Origin of the sequence: Chlorobaculum thiosulfatiphilum (assembly GCF_006265165.1) — a bacterium.
Classification (GTDB): domain Bacteria; phylum Bacteroidota; class Chlorobiia; order Chlorobiales; family Chlorobiaceae; genus Chlorobaculum; species Chlorobaculum thiosulfatiphilum.
The window spans coordinates 1-12,649 of record NZ_VDCH01000013.1 but is presented as its reverse complement, the minus strand read 5'-3'; the positions used below and the strand labels follow the sequence as shown (position 1 = coordinate 12,649).

Annotated in this window: 12 protein-coding genes, 1 tRNA gene and 1 other RNA gene; 9 read left to right on the top strand and 5 right to left on the bottom strand. The window is 56.4% G+C overall.

What is annotated here, in order from left to right; translation table 11 throughout:
• The first annotated feature begins 79 nt into the window (after positions 1-79).
• The 3 genes from hflX (at position 80) to FGF66_RS07205 (ending at position 2,634) form a co-directional block, all read left to right on the top strand.
• Positions 80-1,384 (top strand): GTPase HflX, encoded by a 1,305-nt coding sequence (hflX, locus tag FGF66_RS07215; protein WP_139456994.1) that lies wholly within the window; start codon positions 80-82, stop codon positions 1,382-1,384.
• A complete protein-coding gene (ybeY, locus tag FGF66_RS07210; protein WP_139456993.1) occupies positions 1,365-1,778 on the top strand; it encodes an rRNA maturation RNase YbeY in 414 nt (137 codons plus the stop codon). The genes hflX and ybeY overlap by 20 nt, the downstream gene beginning before the upstream one ends.
• A gap of 157 nt (positions 1,779-1,935) precedes the next feature.
• The gene (locus FGF66_RS07205) at positions 1,936-2,634 is read left to right on the top strand and encodes a 2Fe-2S iron-sulfur cluster-binding protein (protein WP_139456992.1); all 699 of its coding nucleotides are present in this window, start codon (positions 1,936-1,938) and stop codon (positions 2,632-2,634) included.
• A gap of 99 nt (positions 2,635-2,733) precedes the next feature.
• On the opposite strand, the gene FGF66_RS12650 is transcribed toward FGF66_RS07205, so the two are convergent.
• Complete coding sequence (locus tag FGF66_RS12650) at positions 2,734-3,075, bottom strand: hypothetical protein (RefSeq protein WP_170181265.1); 342 nt, start codon at positions 3,073-3,075, stop codon at positions 2,734-2,736.
• Between FGF66_RS12650 and FGF66_RS07195 the strand changes: the two genes are divergently transcribed.
• The 3 genes from FGF66_RS07195 to FGF66_RS07185 all read left to right on the top strand — a co-directional run bounded on the left by FGF66_RS07195 (position 3,074) and on the right by FGF66_RS07185 (position 7,288).
• Positions 3,074-4,240, top strand: coding sequence for a pyridoxal phosphate-dependent aminotransferase (locus FGF66_RS07195; RefSeq protein ID WP_139456990.1), 1,167 nt, complete (start codon positions 3,074-3,076; stop codon positions 4,238-4,240). The genes FGF66_RS12650 and FGF66_RS07195 overlap by 2 nt on opposite strands.
• 137 nt (positions 4,241-4,377) lie before the next feature.
• Complete coding sequence (locus tag FGF66_RS07190) at positions 4,378-4,569, top strand: CPXCG motif-containing cysteine-rich protein (RefSeq protein ID WP_139456989.1); 192 nt, start codon at positions 4,378-4,380, stop codon at positions 4,567-4,569.
• Positions 4,562-7,288 carry a PAS domain S-box protein gene (locus FGF66_RS07185; RefSeq protein ID WP_170181264.1) on the top strand — a complete coding sequence of 909 codons (2,727 nt, stop codon included), beginning with the start codon at positions 4,562-4,564 and terminating at the stop codon, positions 7,286-7,288. The genes FGF66_RS07190 and FGF66_RS07185 overlap by 8 nt, the downstream gene beginning before the upstream one ends.
• Positions 7,289-7,310: 22 nt before the next feature.
• Here FGF66_RS07185 and rnpB read toward each other — a convergent pair.
• From rnpB to rpmG, 4 genes are all read right to left on the bottom strand, one after another.
• An RNA gene (rnpB, locus tag FGF66_RS07180) (RNase P RNA component class A) lies at positions 7,311-7,722 on the bottom strand.
• 98 nt (positions 7,723-7,820) lie between these two features.
• Complete coding sequence (locus FGF66_RS07175) at positions 7,821-8,633, bottom strand: zinc ribbon domain-containing protein (RefSeq protein WP_170181263.1); 813 nt, start codon at positions 8,631-8,633, stop codon at positions 7,821-7,823.
• A gap of 145 nt (positions 8,634-8,778) precedes the next feature.
• A tRNA-Leu gene (locus FGF66_RS07165) sits at positions 8,779-8,863 on the bottom strand.
• 56 nt (positions 8,864-8,919) lie between these two features.
• Entirely contained in the window at positions 8,920-9,102 is a 183-nt protein-coding gene (rpmG, locus tag FGF66_RS07160) for a 50S ribosomal protein L33 (RefSeq protein WP_010933041.1), read from the bottom strand.
• Positions 9,103-9,251: 149 nt separating this feature from the next.
• Between rpmG and lysA the strand changes: the two genes are divergently transcribed.
• From lysA to FGF66_RS07145, 3 genes are all read left to right on the top strand, one after another.
• Positions 9,252-10,502, top strand: a complete 1,251-nt coding sequence (gene lysA, locus FGF66_RS07155; protein WP_139456986.1) for a diaminopimelate decarboxylase — start codon at positions 9,252-9,254, stop codon at positions 10,500-10,502.
• Between the two features lie 150 nt (positions 10,503-10,652).
• A complete protein-coding gene (gene amrB, locus FGF66_RS07150; protein ID WP_246046614.1) occupies positions 10,653-11,705 on the top strand; it encodes an AmmeMemoRadiSam system protein B in 1,053 nt (350 codons plus the stop codon).
• 266 nt (positions 11,706-11,971) lie between these two features.
• On the top strand, positions 11,972-12,649 hold a 678-nt coding region (locus FGF66_RS07145; RefSeq protein WP_139456985.1), incomplete at its 3' end, for a hypothetical protein.

Genomic DNA, 12,649 nt, shown 5'->3' with positions numbered 1-12,649 from the left:
TCTAATATAGCAATAGCAATGAGCTTCGCCGTTGCCGCCCGCTCGCCGCTGTTGCGCAGAATTCTTTCAGACCACCCATTTGACGACCATTCCATCACCGGAACCCAGGGAGCGCGCCGTGCTTGTCGGCATCACCTCCACGCCTGACATTCCCAGACACCTTGTCGAGGAGTATCTCGACGAACTCAAGTTTCTCGCCGACACGGCGGGAGCTGACGTTATTACCACCATCATCCAGGAAAAAAAGCAGCCCGATCCGGCCACCTGCATCGGCAGCGGCAAGGCCGAGGAGCTGGCCGGGCTGGTCGAGGAGGACAAGATCGACATCGTGATTTTCGACGACGACCTGACGCCCGTGCAGGCCAGGAACCTCGAACGCATTCTCAAGTGCAAGGTGATCGACCGCACCGGCCTCATCCTCCAGATTTTCGCCATCCGCGCCAAATCCGCGCAGGCCAAGATGCAGGTCGAACTCGCGCAGCTCGAATATCTCCTGCCGCGCCTCTCCGGCGCATGGACGCACCTGTCGAAGCAGAAGGGCGGCATCGGCACCAAAGGCCCCGGCGAAACGCAGATCGAAACCGACCGCAGACTCGTGCGCAACCGCATCGCCTCGCTCAAAAAGAAGCTCCGCGCCGTTTCGCTCCAGCACGACACCCAAACCCGCAGTCGAGCGACTGTGCCGCGTGTGGCGCTTGTGGGCTACACCAACGCGGGCAAATCGACGCTGATGAACGCGCTCTGCCCCGAAGCCGAGGCCTACGCCGAGAATCGCCTCTTCGCGACGCTCGACACCAAGACCCGGCGGCTCGAACTCAGGATCAACAAGCTCGTGCTGCTTTCCGACACGGTCGGCTTCATCCGCAAGCTGCCGCACACGCTGGTAGAGAGCTTCAAATCCACGCTTGACGAGGTGCTCCAAGCGGACTTTTTACTGCACGTCATTGACGTAAGCCACCCGGCCTTCGAGGAGCAGATGCAGGTGGTGCGCGAGACGCTCAAGGAGATCGGCGTCAAGCACGACCACATGATCGAGGTGTTCAACAAGATCGACGCGCTTGCCGATCCGTCGGTGCTGACCGGCCTGCAAAGCAAGTATTCCGACGCGGTTTTCATCTCCGCCGCGCGCGGCCTGAACCTCTCGGTGCTGAAGGAGAGCATCGCCAACCACGTCGCCCGCGACTACAAGACGCGCAAGGTGCGGACGCACGTCTCGAACTACAAGCTGATCGGCTACCTCTACGACCACGCCGAGGTGATCGACAAGAAGCACATCGACGAGGAGGTGCAGCTTACCATCCGCGTGCATCGCAACAATCTCAAGCAGATCGACGCCATGCTCAAGGCGTCGGCATCGAAAAAACATGCCGCTTCAAATCTTTAACACAACGAAGCGCAAGATCGACGAGGCGCGTCTCGCCGAAGCCATCCGTCTGGTGATCGGCGAAGAGGGCGGCGCAATCGGCTCCATCGAGGCCGTGTACTGCGGCAACAAGATGATCCGCCGCATCAACAGCGACTTCCTCGGCCACGACTATGCGACCGACACCATCACCTTCGGTTACAACAAGGGCGAGGAGGTCGAAGGCGAATTCTACATCTCCCTCGACGTGATCGAGTCCAACGCCAAACGCTTCGTCGCAACCTTCGACGACGAACTGCTCCGCGTAACGATCCACTCCGCGCTGCATTTGATGGGCCACGACGACGAAAGCGACGAACAGCGAGCGGCGATGAGTAGGCGGGAGGATTATTATATGGAGCGGCTCAGACACTGAGTTTCTCCAGCCGTTCGACACATGATCTTTGCATCAGGGATCGATTTTTTTACTAAATTATCCTCATAAAATCCCTGCATCGAAGTTCCCTGCGCCGTTCAGCTTTTTGTTGACGGCGAGTGCATGGGGCCTTTGCAAACGAAAAACCACCACCACAATGAATCTCATTATCAACGACAAACCGGCCCAGTCGAGCGTCGGTCAGACTGTCGGCAAGGCCGCAAGGCTCAATCACAGCCACGTCGGCTACGTTTGCGGAGGCCACGGCCTTTGCCAGGCTTGCTACATCACTGTTCAGGAGGGAGCTGACTGCCTCGCTCCGCTCACCGATGTCGAGAAAGCGTTCCTTTCTCCGCGCCAGATCGCCGCTGGCGGTCGCATGGCTTGCCAGGCGACCATCGCTACCGAGGGCACGGTCAAGGTTCTCTCGCGCCCCGAAGAGGTGCGCCGCATCGTTTTCAGCAATCCTTTCGGTCTGATCGCTTATGCCGCCGACATGGGCAAGGACACCGCGCAGCAGATCGTGCCGGGTGTGCAGAACCTCATCGGTCGCATCCAGCGCGGCGAGATGGGCGGCAAGGAGGCGCTTGGCGACATGATGGAGTCCATCCAGGGCGCTGCCGGGCTGGTCGTCGAGGCGATTCAGCAGGGGCCGATGGCGCTTCCGATTCCCTTCAAGGATCAGATCGCGGACGTGATCAGCAAGCTTCCGCTGCCGTCGTTCTCGCTTCCGCAACTGCCCTCGTTCTCGCTGCCACAGCTTCCGTTCCCGATTCCGTTCCTGTCGCAGTCAAGCCAGGCTCCGGCGTCGCTCGAAAAGGTGACGATCACCGTGCAGCCTCCGGCCAAGGCCTGAGCGATCTTCTGTTTTTTTTCTTTTCTCATATCCCCCCGGTCTTTGAACTGGGGGAGTTTGTTTTGTGGGGCAGAATCCCGCTTGCCAGGTGTCCGGTAATCAAATTACCATCATCGAAAAAAAGATTCCATTGCCATGACTGACAATACCGCTCAAAACAGGAATGTCGTCGTTACCGACATCAAAATGCCGTTCGGTTCCATGGTGGTTTTTCTGGTCAAGCTTGCGCTGGCAAGTATTCCGGCGCTTCTGATCATCTATGCCGTCATGGCTGTTTTTGCCATGATTCTGATACTTCTGTTCGGAGTCGTGCCATTTTCCGAGCTGTTCCGGCATTTTCCCGATTAAAATGATGCGTGTTGCCGATTGCTCTGCCGGTTCCGGTTTTCTGACGGCGCGTCGCCGGTTGTCCATTTCTCCATCCTGAAGTATCCATCTCATGAGTCTCAATCTTGGCGAACGCTGCGGGCTGGTGATGCAGTCCGATATTCGCGCCATGTCGATCGAGTGCGCCCGGATGGGCGGCATCAATCTTTCGCAAGGCGTCTGCGATACGCCGGCGCCTCCGGTAGTTTTGCAGGGCGCGGCGGATGCGCTCATGCAGGGCAGCAACACCTACACCCACCACACCGGCATCCGCGAGCTTCGCGAGGCGATTGCCCAGAAGCAGCGGCGCTTCACCGGCGTCCAGTTCGACGCCGACCGCGAGATTGTCGTCTCCGCAGGCGCGACCGGCGCGATGTACTGTGCGTTTCAGGCGCTCTTGAATCGCGGTGACGAGGTGATCGTCTTCGAGCCGTTTTACGGCTACCATGTCTCGACGCTTCGGGCGGTCGAGGCCGCGCCGGTGTTCGCGCCGCTCGATCCGTCGTCGGGCTGGTCGTTGCGCATCGACGATCTCGAAGCGGCGGTGACGCCGAAGACCAAAGCGATTCTCATCAACACGCCAGCGAACCCTTCTGGCAAAGTTTTTTCCCGCGACGAGCTTGCCCTTCTGGCGGAGTTCGCTATCCGCCACGACCTGTTCGTCTTCACCGACGAGATGTACGAGCACTTCGTCTTCGACGGCCGCTCGCATGTGTCGATGGCGGCGCTGCCCGGCATGAGGGAGCGGACGATCACCATCTCCGGCCTCTCCAAGACCTTCAGCGTCACCGGCTGGCGCATCGGTTACGCGCTCTGCGACGAGCGCTGGGCCGCCTCCATCGGCTATTTCAACGATCTCTATTACGTCTGCGCGGCCTCGCCGCTCCAGGCGGGCGTCACGGCGGGACTTCGCGAGCTTGGCGACGAGTATTATCTTAACTTGTCGGCGGAGTACGAGGCCAAACGCGATCTCTTCTGCGCGGCGCTCGCCGAGGCGGGTCTCGCGCCGCACGTTCCGCAGGGCGCTTACTACGTGCTCGCCAACACCGAGCGCTTGCCTGGCGCGACGGCGCGGGAGCGGGCGATGCACATCCTGCGCGAAAGCGGCGTCGCCTCGGTGCCCGGCTCGGCCTTTTACCACGACGGTGGCGGCGAAAATCTCGTCCGCTTCTGCTTCGCTAAAGAGAGCCATGTGCTCGAAGATGCCTGCGAGCGATTGCAGAAACTCCGGTTTTCTTGAAACTTTCCTGAATTTGGTGAAACATCCTTGTCGTGCCGGTTGTTTTTCTGAAAGAGTCGGCGACTCGCGCTGCCTGTTTCGGCGCGCAAATTTCAATACCGCTCTTTCCATAACCAAACCCAGTCCGGAGGCAGATCATGGAGCTTGAACAAACGGTCACTGTACAATGTCCTTACTGCGCGCAGACGTTCGAGGTGCTGGTCGATTGCTCGGTCGAGCATCAGGAGTATATCGAGGATTGCGAGGTGTGCTGCCGTCCGGTGAGTCTTGTCATCGATGTCGCCGAGGATGGTTCCGTTTCGGTTCAGACAAGGGGCGAGGATGTCTGAAAAGCCTGTCGGGGATGCTTCGGAACAGGGTGAGCTGAATCTCCGGCAAGAGCTTGAAACGGCTCGCCGCCGTATCGAGGCGCTTGAGATGGAACTCTCCGGGCAGCAGAGCTTTACGGAAACGCTGCTGGAAACGACTCCCGATTTTTTCGCCCTGAAAGATCGCGACTTCGTCTATCGCCGCGTCAACCCTGCCTTGTGCCGCTTTCTCGGCAAGAGCGCCGGGGAGATCATCGGCAAGCGAGACGCGGAGCTGTTTCCGCCAGAAGATGCGGCCCTGCACGTCGCCCTTGATGCCGAAGTCCTGAGGTCACGCCAGCCGCTGGAGGGCGATTGGAACATCGACGACTCGGAGGGCAAGGTCTGGTTCCGGGTGAAGAAAGCGCCGGTGTTCGACGACTCCGGCCAGGTCAGCGGAATCCTCTGCATGGTGCGGGATGTCAGCCGGGGCAAGCGGGCGGAGATCGAGTTCGAGCGTCTTTTCAGCCTCATGCCGGACATGGCGTGCATTGCTTCGTCCAGCGGCTACTTCATCAGGGTCAATCCGGTATGGCGGAAAATGCTGGGTTATTCCGAAGAGGAGCTGCTCTCCGCGCCGTTTATCGATTTCATCCATCCCGATGACCTCGAAGCCACAAAAGCCGAGGTAGCGAGAAAACACTCCGGCGAGGCAGGAACGCTCAATTTCGTCAACAGGTACCGCGCCAAAGATGGCGCGTATCGCTGGCTTGAGTGGAACAGCACACCAATCGAAGAGGGCGTTCTGTACGCCATCGCCAGAGATATCACCGGACGCATCGAGCAGGAGATGCAGACTCGCCGCTGGGCCGACGCGTTCAGGCTCTGCGCTCACGGCATCGCCCTAGGCGATCCTTTCACCAATCAGGTGCTTACCTGCAACGAGGCTTTTGCGCGTTTGTGCGGCAGGTCTGTCAAGGAGATCGAGGGTCTCAGGATTTTGAGTCTCTATTTGCCGGAAGACTATGAAAAGGTGATGAGCAACATCGCAAGGGTTGATCGTTGCGGTTTTGTCAGTTATCACGCCAGAATGCAGCGCCCCGACGGCAGCAGTTTTCCTGTTCAGATGGATGTGGTCAGCGTCCGGGGCGAAGATGGGCAGCTCATCTACAGGGTCGCCACCGTGCAGGATATTACCGAGCGGCTCGAATCGCAAAGAGCCTTGCGCGAAAGCGAGGAGCGCTTCCGGTCGGTCGTTGAGTCCGCACCGGACGCCATCTTCATACAGACGGGCGGTTGTTTTGCTTACCTGAATCGTTCCGCGGTCTCACTGTTCGGGGCATCGAAAACGGAAGAGATTCTTGGACGGCGGGTCGTCGATCTGGTTCATCCTGATTTCCGCGATCTGGTTGCCGAAAGAATCCGCCAGCTCAATAAAAGCCAGCAGGCGATGCCGATTCTCGAAGAGCGGATTCTGCGTCTCGACGGCGCTGAGGCCTCTGTAGAGGTTTCCGCCGTGCCGTTCACCTTTGCCGGTCAGCAAGGCGCTCTGGTCTTTCTTCGCGACATCGACCGCCGGAAAAAGGCTGAAGAAGAGCGCGCCGGGCTGGAGCATCAGCTTTTCCAGTCGCAGAAAATCGAATCGATTGGCCGGCTGGCTGGCGGCATCGCTCATGACCTGAACAATCTTCTGACGCCGGTGCTCGGTTATTCCGAGATGCTTTCGCACGCTTTTCCGGAGACGGACAAGCGCCTGAAGCGCATCGAGGTCATTCATCACGCGGCGCTCAGGGCTCGCGACCTGGTCCGCCATCTCCTCGCCTTCAGCAGCCGCCAGGCGCTCGAATTCAGGATGATTGACCTGAACAGCGTGATCGGCGACTTCGGGCAACTTTTGCGACGAACCATTCGGGCCGATATCGATATCCGCTATCGTCTGCACGAAGGGGCTTTGGTCATGCAGGGGGACGCCAGCCAGCTTGAACAGATCATCATGAATCTGGCGGTCAATGCCGAGGACGCTATGCCGTCGGGCGGCGAACTGAAGATGGAGACCTCCACGATAGTGATCGAGAGCGGGTGCGAGAAATATTTCGAGGGGCTGCCCGCCGGTGACTACGCCGTGCTGACCGTCACCGATACCGGCGTCGGGATGGAGCGGGAGACGCTCGCCCATATTTTCGAGCCTTTTTTCACTACCAAGCCCAAGGGGCAGGGTACCGGCCTCGGTCTTTCGACGGTTTACGGCATCGTTCGCCAGCACGGCGGCATCATCCAGGCGAGCAGCAACCCCGGCGCGGGCGCTTCGTTCAGGATATGCTTCCCGCTCAGGGAGTGTGAAGCCGAGGCTGGTCAGCCTGTCGAAACGGCGCAGCTTCAGCAGGGCAAGGGGGCCAAGGTGCTGGTTGTCGAGGATGACGAGCTGGTGCGCAAATTCGTCGTGCAGGCGCTGGAGGAGGAGGGATTCGAGATCCGTGAGGCCGAAAGCGGGGAGGAGGCGATAGCGCTGCTTCAAAGTGGCGACTTCAGGCCTGACTTGCTGCTGACCGATCTGGTCATGCGCGGCATGAATGGCAGGGTGCTGTATGAAAAGGCGAGCGCCGTCATGGCTGGCATCAAGGTGATCTACATGTCGGGGTACACCAGGGACATCATTTCCCGGCACGGCGTACTCGACGAAGGGCTGACCTTTTTGCAGAAACCGTTTGCGGTTCCCGTGCTTCTGGAAAAAGTGAGGGAGGTACTGCAAAACGGAGGCTGAGGCGGTGGGAGGAGTAAAAAAAGCTGAAACCGAAGCTGTAAGCCGAATTCTGTGAATCACCATCAAGTGGTGAAGCTGCAATCATTTATCTGATGCGGCCTACCCGGATACTCTGTTCGAGGTGAAACCCCGAACAGTTGGACGAGCAACCCTGCTTCCCTTGCGGAAAAAGCACCCTTATTTGGCCTTGCTTCGGGGAGGTTTTCATAGCATACGTCATTGCTGGCGTATCTGGTGGTCTCTTACACCCCCTTTTCACCCTTACTCCAGCCGTAGCCGGAGCGGTTCGCTTTCTGTTGCACTTCTCTGTGACCAGCGGCTTGCGCCGCCGTCCCCGGCCTTGAACGAGGTTCTCGACCGGCACCCTGCCCTGTGAAGTTCGGACTTTCCTCTGCGCGGCGCGAGGCCACGCAGCGACTGCACACTTGCGGTTTCAGCAATGTCGATGAACGATTGGCGAGCCTCTTTTCAAGGCGGCCATAAAACAGAAACTGCCGAAAGGAGCAATCCGTTCGGCAGTTCGCTTTGTCGATTACTGCTGGCCGCCGACCGCAGCTTCTTCGAAGAGCCGCTCGTGCACCACGATGCGACCGCACGATTCACAAACGTAAAAGCCGCCCTGCACGATCATGGTGTGGCGGTTGGTCGGCACCCTGGTGTTGCATCCGGAACACGCCTGGCGGTCGAGCTTGACCACGGCGTTTTGCAACGTGCCGCTTTTGAGATGGTCATATTTGTCGAGCAAGCGCTTGGCCTCCTGGGCAACCATCGCTCTCTGTTCCGCGAGAATCTCCCGGAGCGTGGCAACCTCTTCGGCGGTTTCGATGACAATGCTCTCCAGCTCCTCTTTTTTCTGGCGCACCTGTTCGGTGAGATCCTGCATCTGTTGCTGCAAGACATCGTCGGGCATCATCTCTTCGGAAATCTCGTCGTAACGATTTTCCGTGATCAGGTCGCGCCCTTTTTTCTGCAACTCCTGGGCGTGGTGCTCGGCCTGCGAAATATCCTGAAGCTTGATTTCGGCCTGGGCGATCTCCTTTTCCTCATATTCGATCTGCTTCGAAAGGGCGTCGTACTCCTTGTTGTTGCGGGCCAGCGTCTGCTTTTCCTTGAAAGAACGGATTTTTTCCCTGCTATCGGCAATGACGCCGTTCAGGCGTTCCCGCAGTTTCTGATGTTCGTCGGCGATTTTCTTCCGGGCCTCGATCTGCCGAGAGGTGAATGCGAGATCCTCCTCAAGAGCGGAAATCTCCTCCGGCAGGCCTTTCTGCATGCTCATGATGCTTTCGATCATGTTGTCGATATGCTGAAGGCGAACGATGAGATTGATTTTTGTATGATCCACTACCACACCGGTTTAGAAATTAAAAAGAAGCAAAAAAAGCACCTCTGTCGAAGGTGCTTGCCTTGTATTCAAAATCTTTTCAGAACAATAACAGGAAGAAATCTTCAAGTCTGATCTTTTTGCACATGAGTGTCTTGCATATTGTTGGTGCCCGAAAGGAGATTCGAACTCCTACACCTCTCGGCGCTCGCCCCTGAAACGAGTGCGTCTACCAGTTCCGCCATTCGGGCATTGCCTTGTCAAAAAGGCTCATCGGCAAGATAAGCTTTTTTGACAATAATGCTAATTACTTGATCTCTTTGTGCTCAGTGTGCCTTTTCAGGTTCGGATTGTACTTTTTGAGAATGAGGCGCTCCGTCGTGTTCTTTTTGTTCTTGGTCGTGGTGTACCTCGAAACAGGCACCCCTTCCTTTTTCGCCTCGGTGCACTCAAGCGTGATTACGATTCTGTTCTCTTTACCTTTTGCCATTAGTAGCTTCGGTCGGTTAGTTATTTTAAGAGCAACGAATATACAGCAAGCGACCCTCTTATGCAAGCCCTGTCGTTTTTTTGTTTCGAGATCAGGAAACGCTTATTATTGAGTCTTTTCACCCATCACCTAAACAACAAGGGCGCATCGTGCTGGATAGTCATTTTTTTTCATTTTCCGACGGAACCCTCTGCTGTGAATCGGTCAGACTCGACGAGTTGGCCGCGCAGTTCGGAACTCCGCTTTTCGTGACCAGCCGTCAGAGCCTGGTCAGTCAGTACCGGGCTTTCGAAGAGGCTTTTGCTTCTTTGCCGCATTTCACCTGCTACTCGGTCAAGGCGAACTTCAACCTCTCGGTTATCCGGGCGCTTGCCGAAGAGGGTTGTGGCTGCGACGTCAACTCGGGCGGCGAACTCTATCGCGCCCTCAAGGCCGGCGTACCCGCCGACAAGATCATCATGGCCGGTGTCGGCAAGAACGAAGCTGAAATCAAGTACGGCCTGACCTCTGGCGTGATGATGATCAAGGCTGAATCGATCTCCGAACTCAGGGCGATCAACCGTGTAGCCGAGCATCTCGGAAAAGTTGCGCAGGTCGGCGTCAGGATCAACCCCAACGTCACCGCCGAGACCCATCCCTACATCACCACCGGCGACAGCAAGGAGAAGTTCGGTATCGACGAAGATGGGCTCGGCGAGGTGTTCGAGCTGTTCAGGACGCTGCCGAACCTCGAACTGCACGGCCTCGACATGCACATCGGCTCGCAGATTTTCGATCCGGAATACTACGTCGCCGCCACGCAGAAGCTGCTCGAAGTGCTCGAATCGGCGCGGCATCTCGGCTTCGACATCAAATGGCTCGATCTCGGCGGCGGTTTTCCGGTGACCTACGATCCGCAGAAGCCAGCCACGCCGATCACGAAGTTCGCCGAAAAGCTCATTCCGATGCTCGAAGACAAGGGCGTGACGGTCATTTTCGAGCCGGGCCGGTTCATCGCGGCCAACGCCTCGGTGCTGGTCACCAGAATTCTCTACCGCAAAAAAAATCACATCGGCAAGGAGTTCTTCATCGTTGACGCAGGCATGACCGAGCTGATCCGCCCGGCTCTCTACCAGTCGCACCACGAAGTGCTCTCGGTCAAACAGCATGACAAAAGCGTCGTCGCCGACGTGGTCGGGCCGGTCTGCGAATCGAGCGACTTCTTCGCCCGCCACCGCACCATCGACGACGCTCCCGAAGGCGAACTGCTCGCCGTGCTCTCCGCCGGAGCCTACGGCGCGGTGATGGGCACCAACTACAACGGACGTCTTCGACCCGCCGAGGTGATGGTCGATGGCGATGAAGTCACCCTGACCCGTCGCCGCGAAACCTTCGAGCAACTCGTACAGAACGAGTTGTAAAAGTGTGGACGATGTGGACTTTGTGGACGCGGTGGACAGAAAACATTGTTGTCCACTATGTCCACATCGTCCACCAAATTGCTGCAACAGGCTTAAAAAGTGAAACCTGTCATGCGAACCGCTGTCTCAATCTTTCTGTTTTTCGCGCTCATGCTCGCAAGCAGTTCATTGCTTGCACGGACTGACGCCAAGCTATCGACGCGCGCCCTGGCCGACACGGTTGGATTTGCGCATCGGGCTTGGCAGATGGACTCCGTCATGGCGCGAATCAGGTCGCTCGATCGCGACGATCTCGTTCGCGCCCGGCAGCCAGCCGGAACGGCGTGGCGGGCGGCGATTTGCCCGCACGACGATTATACGTATGCGAGCTGGCTCTATCCGGCGGTGCTGCGGAACATCAAGGCAAAAACGGTCATCATCTTCGGCGTGGCGCACAAGGCGTGGCGCTATAATCTCGAAAACCGCCTTGTGTTCGACAGTTTCAGCTTATGGCGCAGCCCGTACGGTGCGGTGAAAGTTTCTCCGCTACGAGATGAAATGATCAAGCGTTTGCCTGCCGACATGGCGGTTGTGCACGATCCGATGCAAAGCGAGGAATATTCCGTCGAGGCGATGATTCCGTTTCTGCAATACCAGAATCGGGATGTTGAAATCATCAGCATTCTGGTGCCTTTCATGGATTTTGAACGGATGCAAACCGTCAGTCGCCATTTGGCGAAAGCGCTGTTTGCCGTGATGAAAAAGAATGATTTGCGCTGGGGAAGCGATGTCGCCATCCTCATTTCATCCGACGCAGTGCATTATGGCGACGAAGCGTGGGGCGGGCACAATTTCGCTTATTTTGGGACGGATAGCAGAGCCAACGCGCTCGCCGAAGCATATGACCGGGAAATAATCAGCACCTGTTTTGAATCGAAATTGACCGGGAATAAAATCGCCAAATTTTATGCCTACACGACCGATTCCGATGATTTCAAAGAGTCCAGATGGAGCTGGTGCGGACGCTATGCAATACCGCTCGGATTGTTGACAGCGCTCGATCTCCAGTGGCTCGAAAAAAGCGCTCCGTTAACGGGAGTGCCGATAGCCTACGCCACCAGCATCAGCCAGCCGCATCTGAAAGTCGATGATCTGGGAATGGGGGAGACGGCGATTGCCACGGAGAGGCATTGGGTTGGTTATCCGGCGGTTGGGTTTCGGTGAGGTTTGGGTTGAGATATTTGTTCCTTGGTATTGAATGTGATTTTATCGACCCCAATCAACCAGAGCAGATGTTCAATATTGTTTGCCCCAAGTTAAGTTAGAATGCTTTGCTTTTTGAGTGTATTGAGCTTAACCATAGGCTTCTTTATCGCTGAAAACACAGCGTGCGAAGAGACTTTTTTATCAGGAGGTAAAATTTGATATTTGACTATTGGGAAAATGCAACCGCATCGGATTGGCGATATCATGTCATCCAGAGTCTTGAAATGGGTATTGATCTCATGGAAGACTGGGACAAGACTTTCTTCGAGGCGATAGCGTTATTTAGTGATGCTTATTTGTCTATGCATGAGCGTCGCAACGCTGAACATCCAAAGCCTAGAAACGAAGACGAACTTGAAGATATTTTTTTTGAATTGCATCACGCGTCGGCGGTGATTGACTCAGTTATTGGAAGTGCTTGTGTTGTGCTTATGCGCTGGATGGAGCAGGTAAAGCAGGTAGCAGTCGCTGATTTAATCCTTATTGAGACCAAATTTCCGTTTGAAACGGACCGTGAGTCCAAAGAAGATAAGGCGGTTCGCCATCGCCGTACAATAATGCAAAATTTTGGCTCCAGAGTACCTGGAACGGATCTCTGCGGTGCCTTGGCTGTTTGGCAGATTGGAAACGTTTTCAAACATAGTGGAGAAGCTTCACTGCGCAATCCAACGAAGGTAATTGCAAAGGCGCTTGGTTTTAGCTCTCAATCTCTTGAGATTCAAGAGCCTGAGGCAGAGGAAGAACTTCGTCAGATGGCCTTAAGAGAAATAGATTACACTCTTGATTCAGAAAGTATCGAACGGATGGCTCTTCAGCTTGGATGTGGGGTCTGTTCAACTAAGTGTGTAAACGGTCGTAATCAAACGGGAAGCCGTCCTTCGAATTTAATGGAAAACTGGTTG